Raw genomic sequence first — 16,398 nt, 5'->3', positions numbered from 1 at the left:
GGCCGGGTGGAGAACACCGGCTACCCCTGCCCCGGCTGCGGCGCTCCCGCCGATCTCGCCTCCGGCTGTCCGGGCTGCGGTCGCCCGCCGTACCCGCCGGCCGCTGAGGTGGTCCGGCTGGACCGGGAGATCGCCGCGCTGACGCCGCAGGTCGAGCAGGCCCGGGTCGCGTACCAGGACCTGGCGGCCCGGCTCGGCGCGGCCTGGCAGCACCGGGCGGAACTGGCCGCGCGGATCCGGTCGGAGATTCCCGCGCCGCGCCCGGTCGGGTCGCTGCCGCGCCCGGTCGCGTCGGTGCCGCCGGCCGGTCCGGCCGGGCCGGTGCCGTCGCCGGGTCCGACGCCGGTCGCCGCCCCGCCTCCCGGTGGCGCGGAGACCTCGACGCGGGCCGTGCAGGGCCTGCTCTTCGTTCTCGGCGGGCTGCTGCTCGGCACCGCGGCGGTGGTCTTCACCGCGGTCGCCTGGGCCGCCTTCGGAGTCGGTGGCCGGGCGCTGATCCTGCTCGGCTTCACCGCGCTCGCCCTCGCCGGGCCGCTGGTGGCGCGTCGGCGCGGGCTGCGCGGCACCGCCGAGACGTTCGCCGCGGTGGGGCTGCTGTTGGTGCTCCTCGACGGGTACGCCGCCTGGTCGGTGGATCTGTTCGGGGTGGCCGGCTGGCCGGGGAGCCGGTACGCCGCGCTGGTCGGGGGGGCCAGCGCGGCGGTCGCCGCCGGGTACGCGCGGCTCAGCCGGCTCACCGTGCCGTGGTTCGCGGCGCTGCTGGTCGGGCAGCCGGTGCTGCCGCTGGCCGTGGCGGCGGCCGAGCCGTCGCCCACCGGCTGGGCGCTGGTCTTCACGGGCGTGGCGCTGGGCGACCTCGCGGTGGTGGTGGCCCTGCGGCACCGGGTCGCACCGGCGTCGGCCGGCGGCGGGAGTCCGGCGGTGCTCGCCGGTTGGGTGCTCGGCTGGGTCGGGCACGGCGTCGCGCTCGTCGCCGCGGCCGGCTGCGCGCTGGTTCCGCTCGTACGCGGACGGGCGGCCGGCACCCCGCTGCTGGCCGGCGGACCGCTCGTGCTCGTGGCGGTGGCCCTGCTCGCCGGGGCGCTGGCCGCCGGTGGCCGGGCCTATCGGGCGGTCGCCGCCGGGCTGCTGGTGCCGGTGCTGGCCATGGCGCTGATCCGGCCGGTCGCCGCGCTGCGCCCAGACTTGTCGCTGGTGGCGGCCGGGCTGGTCGTGGTCGGGTCGGCCGGCGCGGTGTGGTCGCTGCCGCGGCGGCTGTGGGTCGGGCCACGGGTGGGTGCGTTCGTGGTCGCGGCCGGGCTGGGCCAGTCCGTCACCACCCACACCATGCTCGTCGCCGGCGCCGCTCTCCCGGCCTGGCAAAGCGGGCGGGTGGTGCCGACCCCGTCCTGGGACTGGCAGCTTCCGGTCGCCGTGCTGCTCACCGCCGGGGCGGTGACGTTGCTGGTGCCCCGGGCGGTCCGGCTGGCGGTCGGGGTGGTCGGAGGCGCGCTGGCGGTGCTGGCCGTGGCGACCGCACCGTGGCCGCTGGTGCTGGCGTTCGACCTGGTCGCCGCCACCGCACTGCTGGTCGGTGCCGTGCTCCGGCCGAGCCGGCGGCACCCGACCGTGCTGGTCTCCGCCCTGGCCGCGGCGGTCCTCTTCGGCCACGCCCTGCTGGTCGGCTGTGCCGCGCCGGCCGGGGCGGGCGCGGCGCTCGCCGTGCTCGCCGCCGTCGGCCCGGCCGTCGCGGTGCGGGGCCGCCGGGGCGAGGCCGTGCAGCGGGCCATCGCCGGCGTGGCGCTGGGCGTGGCGCTGCTCGCCGTACCGGCGGGGGTGGCGGTCGCGCTGTTCGGCTTCGGCGCGCCGTCCTGGTGGCAGCTGCGCGGCGCGGCGGTCGCCGTCGTGGTGCTGGTGGTCGCCGTTCCCGCCGTCCGTCGACACTGGCCCGACCTGCACGGGTACGCCTCGACCGGCTTCGCCGTCGCGCTCGCCGCGGTCGGGTCCGCGCCGCTGGTCGTACCCGGCGCCGAACCGGTGGCGCTCTACGCCGCGGCGGGCGTGCTGCTGGCTCTCGCCTCCGGCGGGGCGGCCCGACCCGGCGACGCGCCGCGGGTGGCCGGCGCCGGGCTGGCCGGGCTGGCGCTGATCGCCGCCGCTCCGGCGGCCCTGCGGGTACTGCTGGAGCTGCCCGTACCGGTCTGGTCCGGGGTGCCGGCCGTGACGCCGGCGCCGGGTGCGGCCCGGGCCGGGCTGGCGCTGCTGCTGCTCGGCGCCGCCGGTGCGGCGTACGCCGGGCTGCCGGCGGTTCCCGGTCGCGGCGCGACGTCCGATCGCGGCGTGCCGTCGGACGCGGCGAGCCAGCCGTTGTCGGCGACGGCGTCCGGTCGCGGCGGGGTGTCCGACGGGCCGAGCCGGCGCGGTCGGCGCGGCGGCTGGCGGCGGCCCGCGCTGGTCGCGCTGCCGTTCGGCGCGATCGCCGTGCCGGTGCTGTTGGCGGCGGTCGGCGCGCCCTGGCCGGTGGTGCCCACGGTGGCGTTCGGGACGGGGCTGGCCGTGCTGCTGGTGGCCGCGCTCGCCGTGGCGCGTCCGGCACTGGTGCCGGTCACCCTGCCGCTCGGGGTGGCGCTGGGCGTCGCCGGGCTGGGTGGGCTGCTCGCCACCCGGGCCGGGACGCTCGCCGGGCTGGGCGCGGTGGTCGTCGCGGCGGCCGTGGTCGGTGTGGTGGGGCGGCTCGCCGGCACCCGGCTCGCCGGCTGGCTGATGACCCTGGCCGCGGCCACCGGCTTCGCGGTGACCGCGTCGCTGGCCGGCGGGCTGCCGCTGCGTACCGCCGCCTTCGCGGTGCTGGCGGTGGCGGCGCCGGCCCTGCACACCGTGCCGTTGCTGCGGGCCCGGACGGCCACTCCGGTCGGTACGCCGGCACTGGAGGTCGCGGCGCAGGCGGTCGCCCTGTTGGCGCTGCTGCTCACCGTCGGCGCGCTGCGGCACGCGGCGGCGGTCTGCGCGCTGTGGGGCGCGGCCGTGGCGGTACGCGTGGTGCGACGGGGCGAGTCGCCGGCCCGACGGTGGATCCTCGCCGGCGTCGCGGGCGGCACCGAACTGCTCGGCGGCTGGCTGCTGCTGGCCGCCGGCGGGGTGACGGTGCTGGAGGCGTACACCGTGCCGGCGGCGGCGCTCGCCCTCGGCGCGGGGCTGGTGGCGCTGCGGACCCGGCCCGGCCTGAACAGCTGGCTGGCGCTCGGGCCGGGGCTCGCCGCGGCGCTGCTGCCCAGCCTGGTGTCGGTACTGGCGGCGCCGGACCCGCAGCCGGGGCGGCGGCTGGCGCTCGGCCTGGTGGCGCTGGGCGCGGTGCTTGGCGGAGCGGTCCGGCGCTGGCAGGCGCCGGTCCTGCTGGGCGCGGCCACGCTGGTCCCGCTGGCGCTGCACGAGCTGGCCCGGGGCTGGGACCTGCTGCCCCGCTGGATCTTCCTCGGCCTGGGTGGGCTGGCGCTGATCACGCTGGCCGCCACGTACGAGCGGCGCCGGCGCGACCTTGCCCGGCTGCGCACTCTGGTCAGCCGGTTGGGGTAGGGGTAGCACCACCCACGGCTGGGGGGTTGGCGGGATTACCCAACGCAGTCGATCAAGGCATCCTTGGTTACGGAGAGTTGCGCCGCCTGCGCGACCCCACCGAACGAGGGGACGGGTATCGGCATGACCTCATCGACGTTGACGGCGCCACCGAGCCGGCGGGGCAGCGACTACGCGCGGCTGTCCCGCCGGATCGCCGAGGCCGGGTTGCTCGTCCGCCGGCCGGGCTGGTACGCGGCCCGGATCGGGCTCACCCTGGGCGCCTTCCTGGCCGGCTGGGCGGTGGTGGTGGCGGTCGGCGACTCCTGGGCGCAGCTGCTGCTGGCGGTCGGGATGGCGGTGGCCACCACCCAGGTCGCGTTCCTCGGGCACGACGCCGGTCACCGGCAGATGTTCCGCCGGCGCGGCGCGAGCGAGCTGGCCGGACTGATCGCCGGCAACCTCGCCGTCGGGCTGAGCTACGGCTGGTGGGTGGACAAGCACAACCGGCACCACGCCAACCCGAACCACACCGACGAGGACCCGGACGTCGGCGCGGGCGCGCTGGTCTGGACGTACGAGCAGGCGGCGGCGACCCGGGGGGTGGGCCGGTGGCTGGCCCGGCGGCAGGCGTGGTTGTTCTTCCCGCTGCTCCTGCTCGAAGGGCTCGCGCTGCACGTGGCGAGCGTGCGCGCGCTGACGGGCCGGGAGAACGGCCGGTGGACCACCCCGGTACGGCACCGCGCGGTCGAGGCGCTGCTGCTCCTCGCGCACGCCGTCGGCTACCTCGGCCTGCTGTTCGCGGTGATGTCGCCGGGCAAGGCGCTGCTCTTCGTCGCCGTTCACCAGGGGCTCTGGGGCCTCTACATGGGGTGCGCGTTCGCTCCGAACCACAAGGGCATGCCGATGCCGACCGCCGAGGACGACCTGGACTTTCTGCGTAAGCAGGTGCTCACCTCGCGGAACGTGCGGGGCGGCCGGTTCGTGGACGTGGCGCTGGGCGCGCTGAACTACCAGATCGAGCACCACCTCTTCCCGAACATGCCCCGGGCCAACCTGCGCCGGGCCCGGCCGATCGTCCGGGCGTACTGCGCCGAGCAGGGCATCCCGTACGCGGAGACCGGGCTGGTCGAGTCGTACCGCCAGGCGCTGGCCCACCTGCACGAGGTCGGCCGCCCGCTGCGGGCCGGGTGACCGTCGAGGGCCCGGGGCCTGCTCAGGCCGTGCCGGGGCCGGGGCGTGGTGCCCGGTAGGGTCGGCGCATGGCAGACGTGCTCACCGCCGACGCGGTGCGGGACGCGCCGGGTGGGCTGACCCCGACCCGGCGGATCGACGACAGCGTCCGGAGTGCCGCATGAGATTCGAGATCAGCAAGGTGCTCGACGCCATCGAGGGACGGGTCTGCACCGACCCCTCGCTGGCCCGGGCCGTGGTGGACCTGGCCGAGGTGATCCGCTGGCAGGACCTGGACGGTGGGCGGCCGGCCAGCCTGCTGCGGCTCGGCATGGTGATCGACGCCCTTTCCCGCCAGTTGGAGGAGGACAGCGTCCCGGTCTACGCGATCGTGCACCGGGCCCTGCTCTCCGACGCCGACCTGACCTCCAACGAACGGATGGTGGTCCGGCGCTGGGCCGACGACGGCCTGGTCGAGGTGCTGGACCACCCCGGCGACCGGATGCTGGAGGTGGCCGACCTGCTCGGGCTGCCGGTGCTCAGCCGGGTCCGTTTCGACGGGCTGGGCGGTCGCTACCCGTGGCTCGGTCAGGCCGGGCGGGTGCTCGCGCCGGTGCCCGGCGCGGGTGGCCCGGTGTTCATCGCGCACGTCGGGGGCGGGCAGAGCCCGGCCTCCGGCAGTCGGTCGCCGGCCGGCGTGAAGCTGCTGGCCCGGCAGTGGCGCTGCCCCGAGTCCGGCTGCGCGCTCTTCGGCAGCGGCGGGGGCGGCGGTGCCTTCGCCGACCTGGCCCGGGTCGACCGCGCCCCGGCCGGGCAGCCGCCACCAGCCCTGCGCAAGGGCGTGCCGACCTGCCCCCGGCACGGCGCCCGGCTGGGCGACACCGGGCCCCGGCCGCGTACCGAGGTGCTGGCGGTCCGGATCGGCGGGCTGATCCGGCGGCGGTTCGCGCTTACCGAGGCCCAGCCGGTGCTGGTCGGGCGGGCGCCGGACTCCTCCGGCGGGGTCGTGCTCGGCCAGTGGCTCAACGACGAGGCGCGGCGCTGGATCAGCCGCAGCCACGTCCGGTTCGAACTGCGGGCCGGCCGAGGCGAGGTGGTCGTGACCGACACCAGCACCAACGGCTCGGGCGTGCGACCAGGCGGCTCGATGGCCGAACCGGACCGGATCGCGCTGGCCCCGCAGCAGTCCCGGGTGCTGGCCGACGGCGACCTCGTCGAGCTGTACCCGGGCGTGCAGATCGGCCGCGCCGCGGAGCTGGCCAGCGACGCGAAGTTCAGCCCCAACTCGGTGATGGCCGAGGCACCCACCATGGCGATGCGGCTGCCGCGTCCCTGACGCCGCCGCGCAAGGGCGCCGGGACCGTCGCGGTCCCGGCGCCCTTCGGCGTACGGGGTCAGCCCTCCAGTACGGCGGCGAGCTGGGCCACCGCGTGGTCGATCTCCTCCTCGGTGATCACCAGCGGCGGGGCGAGCCGGATGGTCGAGCCGTGGGTGTCCTTGGCCAGGACGCCGCGCTCCATCAGCCGCTCGCAGGCCTCCCGGCCGGTCATCAGCGCCGGGTCGATGTCCAGGCCGGCCCAGAGGCCCCGGCCCCGGACGGCGACCAGGCCCTTGCCGATCAGGCCGCGCAGGCCGGCGTGCAGCCGCTCGCCCAGCTCGGCCGAGCGCCGCTGGAACTCGCCGGTGGCGAGCAGTCGGACCACCTCGGTGGCGACGGCGCAGGCCAGCGGGTTGCCGCCGAACGTCGAGCCGTGCTGGCCCGGCTTGAGCACGCCGAGCACGTCGGCGTTGGCGGCCACCGCGGAGACCGGCACGATGCCGCCGCCGAGCGCCTTGCCCAGCAGGTACATGTCCGGGACGACGCCCTCGTGGTCGCAGGCGAACGTCGCACCGGTCCGCCCCAGACCCGACTGGATCTCGTCGGCGATGAAGAGCACGTTCCGCTCGGTGCAGACCCGGCGTACGCCCGGCAGGTAGCCCTCCGCGGGCACCACGACGCCCTGCTCGCCCTGGATCGGTTCGAGCAGCACGGCGACGGTGTTCTCGTCGATCGCGGCGGTCAGCGCGTCCAGGTCGCCGTACGGGACGACCGTGAAGCCCGGGGTGTACGGCCCGAAGTCGGCGCGGGCGTCCTCGTCGGTGGAGAAGCTGACGATGGTCGTGGTCCGGCCGTGGAAGTTGCCCTCAGCGACCACGATGTTCGCCTGGCCCGGGGCCACGCCCTTGACCTGATAGCCCCACTTGCGGGCGACCTTGATGCCGGTCTCCACCGCCTCGGCGCCGGTGTTCATCGGCAGCACCAGGTCCTTGCCGCACAGCTCGGCCAGCTCCCGGCAGAAGTCGGCGAACTGGTCGTGGATGAACGCGCGGCTGGTCAGGGTGAGCCGGTCGAGCTGCGCGTGCGCGGCCTCGATCAGCTTCGGGTGCCGGTGGCCGAAGTTCAGCGCCGAGTAGCCGGCCAGGCAGTCCAGGTAGCGGCGGCCGTCCACGTCGGTCAGCCAGGAGCCCTCGGCGGACGAGATCACCACGGGCAGCGGGTGGTAGTTGTGTGCCGTGTGGCGTTCTGCGTCCCGTACCGCGGACGGCGTCCGCAGCATGTCGTCGATGATCACTTGACTGCCTTTCCCTGACGGAGTCGCAACGTGCAGCACTTCGGTCCGCCCCCGGCCTTGCGCAGCTCGGAGAGGTCGATCCCGATGGTCTGGTAGCCCCGGTCGCGCAGCTTGGCGGCGAGGTCGGTGGCCTGGGCGGGCAGCACCACGTGCCGCCCGTCGCTGACCGCGTTCAGCCCCAGCACCTCGGCGTCGGCCATGGTGGCGTGGATCGCGTCCGGGAAGAGCCGGCGGAGCACCGCCTGGCTGCCCGGCGAGAACGCCTCCGGCAGGTACGCCACGGTCCGCTCGTCGAGCACGGTGAGCGCGGTGTCCAGGTGGTAGAAGCGGGGGTCCACGAGCTGCATGGTGACCACCGGGTAGCCGAAGACCTCCTGCAACTGCGCGTGCGAGGCGTGCGCGGTGCGGAACCCGGTGCCGGCGAGCAGGTGGTCGCCGGCCAGCAGGACGTCGCCCTCACCCTCGTTGACGTGCTTCGGGTCGTACATCTCGAAGCCGGCGGCCTCGAACCAGGCGCGGTAGGCGGGGGCCTCGTCGGCGCGCTGCGGGTCGCGGAACTGCACCGCCATCGCCTTGCCGTCGATCACCGTGCCGCCGTTGGCGGCGAAGACCATGTCCGGCAGGCCGACGACCGGGTCGATCAGCTCGACCTCGTGGCCCAGATCGACGTACGTCTGGCGGAGCTGCTCCCACTGCCGGATCGCCAGGTCGGCGTCGACCGGCGCGGTGGGGTCCATCCACGGGTTGATCGCGTAGTCGACGGCGAAGTGCGTCGGCCGGCACATCAGGAAGCGCTGGCGGGTTGCGTCCGTCGTCATGTCGTACTCCCAGGGGTCGGGCGCGCCCGGCCACCGTCGGCCCACGGGCTGGCGCCGTGGTCCAACGGTATGCGGCCCGGGGCGGCGACATCCACCGCGAGAAGTTGCGTTCGACGTCGGATCGTTGCGTCTGGCGTACTCCTCACGGTGGATCGTTGCGTCACCGCTCAGGCCCGCTCCACCCCGAGGTGGAGCTGTCGGTGCCGGGGCGTCTCGATCTCGTCCAGCAGCGCCACCGCCAGATCCGCGTACGTGATCCGGCTCGTGGCCTCGCCCGGCGTGAACCGGTAGCGGCCGGTCGGCGTGCCGCCGTGGTCGAAGTCCCCGGCCGGGCTGAGCACCAGCCAGTCGACGGCCGCACCGTCGCGCCGCAGCACCTCGGTCCCCGCCCCGTGCCCCAGGCAGAAGGTCCGATACTCCTGCGGGTAGCCCGGCACGTCCAGCAGCGGCACGCCGGCCGCGGTCGGCAGCACCGAGGCGAGCCCGACCACCAGCAGGCGGTCCACCCCGGCCCGGCCGAGTCCGCCCAGCAGCGCCCGCGCCGCCGCCGGGAAGAAGACGTCGGGTGGCGCGGCCAGGTCGGCCGCCGCATGGACCACCGCATCGTGCCCGGCGGCCAGGTCGGCGACCCGGTCCGCGTCGGTGACGTCCCCGGGGACCACCGTCACCTCCCCGTCGGCGGACAGGTCGGGGTGGCGGGCCGGGGCGCGGAGCACCGCGGTGACCCGGTGCCCCCGGTCGCGCGCCTGGCGTACCGCGGCCCGGCCGGCCCGGCCCCCGGCGCCGAAGACGATGATCCTGCTCATCGACGTACCCCTCATCACCCGTTGGTCGGCGTGGTCGCCGACCGGTCGCGGCGGACGCTATCCGGGTGGCCGGTTTCCCACGGGATACCGACTACGGTGGGGCGCATGGTCGCCCCGCTCGCCCCGGACATGTTCGACGAGCTCTGCCCGTCGGACCTGACGCCGATCCGGTTCGGGGACAAGTGGGCCGGCATGATCATCCGCTGCCTGGAGGGCGGACCCCGGCGGTTCTCGGAGCTGCGGGTGCCGCTGCGGGGCGTCACCGCGAAGGTGCTCACCCGGTCGCTGCGGAAGCTGGAGCAGGACGGGCTGGTCCGGCGTACGGTCCATGCCGCACCCACCCGCCGGGTCGAGTACGCGCTCACCCCGCTGGGCCGCAGTCTGCTCGGCCCGATCGAGGTCGCCTGCGCCTGGGCACGGGAGCACTGGGACGAACTGATCGACGCGCGCGAGGGCGTCGTCGCGGCGGACTGAGCCGGGAAACGCCTCCGGGGGCGGCGAACCGCCGCCCCCGGAAGAGGACGTGCCCGGCGATCTGGTCGGGGCGTGCCGGCGAGCCGATCAATGCCCGTCAGAACGTCGCGGCGAACTGTGAATCAAGCCACTCCCGGAATCGGCCGACCCACTCGCCGTCGGTGGTCGGCCAGTCGAACTGACCGGTCAGGGCGACGATGCCGAGCACCACGGCGCCCAGGCCGACCGCCACGCCGATCAGCGCGTCGGTCGTGCCGGCCACGTGCCGGCGGCGGGTGGCGACCAGGCCGAGCACGGCGAGCACCGCACCCACCGCGCCCAGCCCGATGCCGTAGCCGGCCAGGGTGCCGGAGACCACGAACAGGGCGCCGACCACCGAGACGATCAGGCCGAGGGTGGCCAGCAGGCTGGCCCGGGGCTTCGGGCCGAGGGCCACGGGAGCCGTCAGTCCGGCGTCGGCGCGTTCCACCGGCCGGTCCGGGCGACCGTCCCGGTCCAGGTCGACGGTCCGTTCCTGGGTCGGGTCCGGGTCGGTGGGCCGGGCGTCCGCGCCCAGCGGCCGCCCGGTGGTGGCCGCCCGCGCCGTGGTGGCCCGCTCCGCCGCGCGCCGCTCCGCGTCGGTGGCGGTCGCGCCCTTCCGGTACGTCGTCCGTTCCTTGTCGCGGTCGGTGGCCACCGGTCGGCCGTCCACCCGGTCCGCGACCGCGCTGCCGTCGTCGTTCACATCCGTACTGCTCGCCGGGGCGTTCCGGCGGGACATCATCTTCACTTCGATACCTCCTGATCAGGGCGCGGAGGCCGCGCATCACGGTGGGGAGGTACCCAGCACCGGGGAATTCGACACCCGTCGACGGCTGGTGTCCGGACTCGGACCTTCGCGGTACGCCCTGTCTATGCTTGGCGTCCGTGCCAGAGGGACACACCATCCACCGCCTGGCGGCCCGGCACGCCGAGCTGTTCGCCGGCGACAAGGTGCACACCGCCAGCCCGCAGGGCCGCTTCGCCGAGGGCGCGGCCCGGCTCACCGGAAACGTCCTCGACGGCACCGAGGCGTACGGCAAGCACCTGCTGCACCACTACGCCGGCGAGCTGACCCTGCACGTGCACCTCGGGCTGTACGGGAAGTTCGCCGACGGCCCCGGCGAGCCGCCGCCCCCGGTGGGGCAGATCCGGCTGCGCCTCAACAGCGACCGGCACTGGGTCGACCTGCGCGGCCCGACCGCCTGTGAACTGCTCACCCCGCCCGAGGTGGCGGCGCTGCGCGACCGGCTCGGCCCGGACCCGCTCCGCGCCGACGCCGACCCGGATCGGGCGTACGCGCGGATCCGGCGCAGCGGCACCCCGCTGGCGGCGCTGCTGCTGGACCAGTCGGTGGTGGCCGGCACCGGCCTGATCTTCGTGACCGAGGCGCTGTTCCGGGCCGGGCTGCCGCCCGACCGGCCGGGCCGGGCGCTGACCCCGACCGGCTGGGCGGAACTCTGGGCGGACCTGGTCGACCTGATGACCCTCGCCGTGCGGCGCGGCCGGATCGACACCGTACGCCCGGCGCACCTGCCGGAGGCGATGGGTCGCCCGCCCCGGGTCGACCGGCACGGCGGCGAGGTGTACGTCTACCGCCGCCCCGGCGCGCCCTGCCACGTCTGCGGCACCGGGATCAGCCGCGGCGACCTGGCCGGCCGCAACCTCTACTGGTGCCCCACCTGCCAGCCCGGCTGACCGCACTCAGTCCGCGTCGAGCAGCCAGCGGACCACCTCGACGTTGCCGGCGAACACCTGATCCCCGGCGATGCTCCAGGCCGTGGTGTGCACGATCGTCCAGCCCCGCACCCGCTCCCGGTCGAGGCCCAGCTCGGCGCTGAGCCGGTCCAGCCGGTACCGCACCGCTTCGGGCGAGTGCCCCAGCTCCGCCCCGCGCACCATCGGCACCGGTGCGAACTCCCGCTCGCCGGCCAGCGGCTTCGGGTCGATGGCCAGCCACGGTTCCCGGGCGGCCCGGAGCACGTTGCCGGCGTGCAGGTCCTGGTTGACCAGCACCTGCTCGCCCTGGCTGGGCACCAGGTCGGCGAGCAGCCCGAGCGCGGTGTCCACCAGCCGCCGCTCGTACGGGCGGTTGGCCCGGTCCCAGTTGGCCGGCATCCGTTCCGCCCAGCCGGCCGCCTCCTCGGCGAGCGGGGTGAACGGCGCGCCGGCCGGCACGCCGAGCCGGGGGAGCAACTCGACCACCACGTCCAGGGCCGCGTCCAGGGGCAGCTCGCGCAGCGCGTCGCCGGGCACGCAGCGCTCGACCAGCAGCGCCCGGCGCCGCGCGTCGTGGGCCAGCAGCCGGATCGCGCCGGCCCCGGCCCAGTACGCCAGCGCGGTCGCCTCGTGCACGCTGTCCGCGTCCGGGTACTGGAGTTTCAGCACCGCCGCCGTGCCGTCGGGCAGCTCGGCCGGCACCGCCAGCGAGGCGAAGGCGTACCCGAACGGGCGTCCCACCGCCCGGAGATCCCACCGATCGACACACTCCGCCAGCCGCTGCGGCAGCGCCGTCCGCCACGCCCGGCCGGCCGGGATCCGTTCGGTCCACCGCAGGCTCTCAGGGATCTCCATCCGGCCATCCTCGGTCCTGCCGGCCGGTCGGGCACAACCGTTTCCGGCCGCCCGTCGTCGCCGGTGCCCCGATCCGGCCGGTCCGGCGACGGGCGGTGATGGCAACTATTCGGCAACCGGCTCCCGCGAGACTGGGACGGTCGCGCCGATTCGACGCGGTCAACGGGGGAGCGCGGCCCGGTCGGAGAGCAGCCGGCCGGGCCGCGCTGGCACGCCCGCACGCGCATCACCGCCGCCGGGCGGCTCAGCGCAGCCGGCGGATGTCGCCGTACGCCCGGTAGAAGCCGCCCCGGCCGGACTCCCGGATCTCGGTGACCAGGTAGCGGGCGCCCGGCTCCCGGATGCCCTTGGGGAACTGCACCGACCAGTCCCGGCGGTAGCCGTCCGAGAGCACGTGGATGCGCAGCCGGCCGCCGTCCTCGACGCACTGCACCACCACGCCGGACCGGTCGTCGGTGGTCACCTCCACGGTGGTCCAGGCGGCCGGCTCGGGGAGCCGGGCCGGGGCCTTGACGTCCACGACCTCGGGCACGCTGCCCGCCTCGGCCGCCCGGATCGCCGGCTCGCTGGCGTCGATGCAGGCCAGGTGGCCGCTGGTGGTGACCACGTAGAGCCGCTCCTCGTGATACTGCATCGAGTACGCCGAGCCGCAGCCGGTGCCGAGCTTCCACAGCCGGTTGCCGGCCGCGTCGAAGCAGTAGATCGAGGACGCGCTGTCGCCGGCGAAGACGTACCGGCCGCCCTCGGCCGTGGCGCAGGAGAAGACCGCCGCGTCGCAGCGGTACGTCCGCTCGGCGCGTCCGTCCTTGCGCAGCCGTACCACCTCGCGGGTGCCGGTGCCGGCGAACACGGTGTCCCGCTCCTGCCAGCCGAAGAGCACCGCCCCGGTCCGGGTGTGCCACAGCTCCCGCCCGGTACGCCAGTCGTAGCCGGTGACCCCCTGGGAGTGCCCGTGGTAGACCGCGTCGGGATCGCAGCGGACCATCCAGGCGGACCGGCCCCGTCCCGGCCGGCGCCAGAGGAACTCGTCCTCGTGGTCGACCGCGGCGATGCCGCCCTCGCGGTCGGAGACGCCGAGCACGCCGTCGTGGATGTCCAGCCAGTAGATGTCGATGTCCGGGGCGATCGCGTACGCCACCCGGGGCACCTTGCCGGAGAGGTCGTAGACGTTGCCGTCGTCGCAGCCGGCGTAGATCCAGGCGTCGTCGGCGACGATGCACTTCACCCCGTCGGGGAGCCGGACCTGGTTCAGCACCCGGGCGTCGTGGCCCAACGTGGTGATCACCCCGTGCTCGTTGCCCACCATGCAGCTCTGCCCGTCGATGAAGATGCCGAACGCGGGCGCGCCCGAGTCGTACCGCCAGAGGACCGGGGCGGTGCGGGCGGTGGAGCGGGTGCTGACGATCTGCCGGCGGGAGACCGCCCGCTTCTGGCGTACGCCGGGTACCGCGGGGGCGTACCCCTTGCGGACCTTCTCGCCGATCTTCTTCGCGGCGGCGGCCCGGGCGCGGGCGTTGTCCGGGTAGCTGGTGGTCTTGGCCTGGCCCTGGTCGCCGATCCGGCCGTAGCGCACGGTCATCGCGGTGTCCTCCACCACGACCTCGTAGAACTTGTGCGCTCCTCCGTCCACTTCGGACAGTTCGAGGTAGGTCGTCTCCTGCGACATGGATGCCTCCGAGGGGAAGGGCGCCGGAACCGGCACCGCGACAGCGCGCACACGCTAACCGCGCCCACCGACAAAGAACGGGTGCCAGGAGGACCTTCGCTACCGGCGGCCGGCAGTGGTGAGGGCGTCGACGGCCTTGCGGGCGGCGATCAGCACCGGATCCCAGACCGGGGCGTACGGCGGGGCGTAGCCGAGGTCCAGCGCGGTCATCTCGTCCACCGTCATGCCGTTCCACAGCGCCACGGCCAGCGCGTCGATCCGCTTGGCCGCCTCGGACCAGCCGACGATCTGCGCCCCGAGCAGCCGGCCGCCGGGCCGCTCGGCGATCAGTTTGACCGTCATCGGCCGGGCGCCCGGATAGTAGCCGGCCCGGCTGGTCGACTCGGCGATCACGGAGACGAACTCGAAGCCGGCCGCCAGCGCGTCCCGCTCCCGCAGGCCGGTCCGCCCCACCTCCAGGTCGCAGACCTTGGTCACGGAGGTGCCGATCACCCCGGGAAACGTGGCGTACCCGCCACCGATGTTGATCCCGGCGACCCTGCCCTGTTTGTTGGCGTGGGTGCCCAGGGGGATGTGCACCGGCATCCCGCTGACCCGGTGCAGGGTCTCCACGCAGTCGCCGGCCGCCCAGACGCCAGGCACCCCGGGCACCCGCATCCGGCGGTCGGTGCGGACCCCGCCGGTGGGGCCGATCGGCAGGCCGGCGGCCTCGGCGAGGGCGCTGTTCGGGCGTACGCCGAGACCGAGCACCACGACGTCGGCGGGGATCGGCCCCGCCGAGGTGTCCACCGCGGCGATCCGGCCGTCCCGCTCCCGGAGGTCGGTGACCATCAGGCCGGTACGGATGACGATGCCGATCCCGCGCATCGCGTCGGCGACCAGCTCGGCCATGTCCGGGTCCACGGTGGACATCGGCTGGTCGGCCTGCTCGACCAGATCGACCGAGAGACCGCGCTGGAGCAGTGCCTCGGCCATCTCCACGCCGATGTAGCCGCCGCCGACCACCACCGCGCGGCGGGGCCGGGGCTCGCGCTCCAGCCAGTCCAGCAGGGCCGTGCCGTCGTCGAGGGTCTGTACGCCGAACACCCCGGCGATGTCGCCGCCCGCCCATTCGGGCCGTACCGGCGTCGCGCCGGTGGCGTACACCAGGGCGTCGAACCGCTCGCGGACCTCGCCGCCGCCCGCCAGGTCGCGGGCGAACACCTCGCGGCGGCCCAGGTCGATGGCGGTGACCGCGTGCCGCAGCCGGACGTGGATGTCGTACCGCTCCCGGAACGTGACCGGGTCGCGGGCGACGAGCTGGTCCCGGTCCGGCACCACCCCGCTGATCCAGTACGGGATGCCACAGGCGGAGTACGAGGTGAAGTGGCCCCGCTCGAAGGCGACGATCTCCAGCTCGTCGGGGTCACGGCGGCGTCGGGCCTGGGACGCCGCCGCCATTCCGGCCGCGTCCCCGCCGACGACGACCAGCCGTTCCGCCACGAGGTCCATCCTGACACGCGGAGATCGACCGCGGGCCGGTCCCGCCGCGGGTCACCCCACTCGGCCCCGGGTCTGCCGGGCCACGTCCGCCACCACGTCGGTCAACCGGCCGGTACGCGCGAACACCGCCCGCTGCCGCGCCGCGCCGCTGCCGTGCCGGCGCAGCCCGCCCAGCAGGTCGGTCACCCGGTCGAGGTCGCCGTGCCGGGCCAACTCGGGGCGGACCCGCTCGACCAGCCGGTCGAGCAGTTCCCAGGCCGGGCGCAGCTCCCCGTCGGTCAGGTCGACGCCCTCGCCCTCCAGCCCGTCGTGGGCCGCCCGCCAGTGCGCGGCGACCAGCAGGTGGTGGTCGGTACGGACGGCCGGCCGCCCCTCGGCGACGTCGGCCAGTGCGGTCGCCACCAGGGCCCGGACCAGGGCGGCGATCAGCACCGCGTCGTCCACCGACGGGCAGACGTCCCCGATCCGGATCTCCACCGTCGGATACCTCGCGGACAGCCGGGCGTACCAGTAGAGCATCCCCTCGTCGAGCAGCACGCCACTGGCGGTGAGCTGCCGGATGAGCCGCCCGTAGTGCTCGTGCGAGTCCAGGTACGGGGTGGGCGCCACCGACGGCCAGCGTTCCCACTCGATCGAGCGCCAGCTCGCGTACCCGCTGTCGGCGCCCTTGGCGAACGGGGAGTTGGCGGTCGCCGCGTGCAGGACCGGCAGCCAGGGCCGGACGTGGTTGAGCACCCGCACCCCGGCCTCCGGATCGGGGATGCCGACGTGCACGTGCAGGCCGTTGTTGCCGGGACCGGGCACCAGCAGCCGGAACCGTTCGATCATCCGGTCGAAGCGGGGCTTGTCCACCACCGGCGGCACCGGCCCGTCCACCGGCCCGGTGCCGATGGCGAGCAGCCGTACGCCGGCCCGCTCGGCGGCGTCGGCCAGCTCGGTGCGGAGCAGGTTCAGGGAGTGCCGGACGGAGGACAGCTCCAGCCCGGGCGGGCTGCCGATCTCGATCTGGCTGGTCTGGAACTCCCGTTCCACCTGGCCGCGCAGTTCCGCCGGCACCTGCTCCAGGACCAGCTCGACGGCGGGCACGGCCGCCCCGGTGTGCGGGTCGACGAGCAGGAACTCCTCCTCGACCCCGACCGTGAGCAGGTCGGTGCCGTCCGGCGTGGCCCGCCGTGCCCGCTCCGCCACCGATCCGCTCATCGCCCTCACCGTCCGTTCCGTACCGGCCGCGGCACCGTGCCGCC

The 16,398-nt window shown here is 75.5% G+C and carries 13 protein-coding genes; 5 read left to right on the top strand and 8 right to left on the bottom strand.

Features of this window, described 5'->3' with window-relative positions:
- The first annotated feature begins 6 nt into the window (after positions 1-6).
- The 3 genes from GA0070621_RS18750 to GA0070621_RS18740 all read left to right on the top strand — a co-directional run bounded on the left by GA0070621_RS18750 (position 7) and on the right by GA0070621_RS18740 (position 6,040).
- A complete protein-coding gene (locus GA0070621_RS18750; protein ID WP_091197647.1) occupies positions 7-3,552 on the top strand; it encodes an SCO7613 C-terminal domain-containing membrane protein in 3,546 nt (1,181 codons plus the stop codon).
- A 123-nt stretch (positions 3,553-3,675) separates the two neighbouring features.
- Positions 3,676-4,725 carry a fatty acid desaturase family protein gene (locus GA0070621_RS18745; RefSeq protein WP_091197644.1) on the top strand — a complete coding sequence of 350 codons (1,050 nt, stop codon included), beginning with the start codon at positions 3,676-3,678 and terminating at the stop codon, positions 4,723-4,725.
- Between the two features lie 160 nt (positions 4,726-4,885).
- Positions 4,886-6,040 (top strand): FHA domain-containing protein, encoded by a 1,155-nt coding sequence (locus tag GA0070621_RS18740; protein ID WP_091197641.1) that lies wholly within the window; start codon positions 4,886-4,888, stop codon positions 6,038-6,040.
- A 58-nt stretch (positions 6,041-6,098) separates the two neighbouring features.
- Here GA0070621_RS18740 and rocD read toward each other — a convergent pair whose 3' ends face one another.
- The 3 genes from rocD to GA0070621_RS18725 form a co-directional block, all read right to left on the bottom strand.
- Positions 6,099-7,313: an ornithine--oxo-acid transaminase gene (rocD, locus tag GA0070621_RS18735; protein ID WP_197674082.1), complete on the bottom strand. Its 1,215-nt coding sequence runs from the start codon at positions 7,311-7,313 to the stop codon at positions 6,099-6,101.
- Complete coding sequence (gene ddaH / locus GA0070621_RS18730; RefSeq protein ID WP_091202598.1) at positions 7,313-8,134, bottom strand: dimethylargininase; 822 nt, start codon at positions 8,132-8,134, stop codon at positions 7,313-7,315. Before ddaH ends, rocD begins: the two co-directional genes overlap by 1 nt.
- A gap of 167 nt (positions 8,135-8,301) precedes the next feature.
- Complete coding sequence (locus tag GA0070621_RS18725; RefSeq protein ID WP_091197638.1) at positions 8,302-8,940, bottom strand: NAD(P)-dependent oxidoreductase; 639 nt, start codon at positions 8,938-8,940, stop codon at positions 8,302-8,304.
- Between the two features lie 105 nt (positions 8,941-9,045).
- On the opposite strand from GA0070621_RS18725, the gene GA0070621_RS18720 reads away from it, so the two are divergent.
- Entirely contained in the window at positions 9,046-9,414 is a 369-nt protein-coding gene (locus GA0070621_RS18720) for a winged helix-turn-helix transcriptional regulator (protein ID WP_091197635.1), read from the top strand.
- Between the two features lie 97 nt (positions 9,415-9,511).
- Here GA0070621_RS18720 and GA0070621_RS18715 read toward each other — a convergent pair whose 3' ends face one another.
- A complete protein-coding gene (locus GA0070621_RS18715) occupies positions 9,512-10,177 on the bottom strand; it encodes a DMT family transporter (protein WP_231921075.1) in 666 nt (221 codons plus the stop codon).
- Positions 10,178-10,320: 143 nt separating this feature from the next.
- Here GA0070621_RS18715 and GA0070621_RS18710 point away from each other — a divergent pair, with 143 nt between their 5' ends.
- Positions 10,321-11,130 carry an Fpg/Nei family DNA glycosylase gene (locus tag GA0070621_RS18710; protein ID WP_091197629.1) on the top strand — a complete coding sequence of 270 codons (810 nt, stop codon included), beginning with the start codon at positions 10,321-10,323 and terminating at the stop codon, positions 11,128-11,130.
- Positions 11,131-11,136: 6 nt separating this feature from the next.
- On the opposite strand, the gene GA0070621_RS18705 is transcribed toward GA0070621_RS18710, so the two are convergent.
- The 4 genes from GA0070621_RS18705 to GA0070621_RS18690 form a co-directional block, all read right to left on the bottom strand.
- Entirely contained in the window at positions 11,137-12,006 is an 870-nt protein-coding gene (locus tag GA0070621_RS18705; RefSeq protein ID WP_091197626.1) for an aminoglycoside phosphotransferase family protein, read from the bottom strand.
- Positions 12,007-12,250: 244 nt separating this feature from the next.
- Positions 12,251-13,672 (bottom strand): WGR domain-containing protein, encoded by a 1,422-nt coding sequence (locus GA0070621_RS18700; protein WP_091197623.1) that lies wholly within the window; start codon positions 13,670-13,672, stop codon positions 12,251-12,253.
- Positions 13,673-13,771: 99 nt separating this feature from the next.
- Complete coding sequence (locus GA0070621_RS18695; protein WP_091202597.1) at positions 13,772-15,154, bottom strand: FAD-dependent oxidoreductase; 1,383 nt, start codon at positions 15,152-15,154, stop codon at positions 13,772-13,774.
- A gap of 51 nt (positions 15,155-15,205) precedes the next feature.
- A complete protein-coding gene (locus GA0070621_RS18690; RefSeq protein WP_091197622.1) occupies positions 15,206-16,363 on the bottom strand; it encodes a carboxylate-amine ligase in 1,158 nt (385 codons plus the stop codon).
- Positions 16,364-16,398: the final 35 nt, after the last annotated feature.

Origin of the sequence: Micromonospora narathiwatensis (genome assembly GCF_900089605.1) — a bacterium.
GTDB classification, from domain to species: Bacteria; Actinomycetota; Actinomycetes; order Mycobacteriales; family Micromonosporaceae; genus Micromonospora; species Micromonospora narathiwatensis.
Note: the sequence above shows the minus strand (reverse complement) of the source record. Positions and strands in the feature narration are given on the sequence as shown.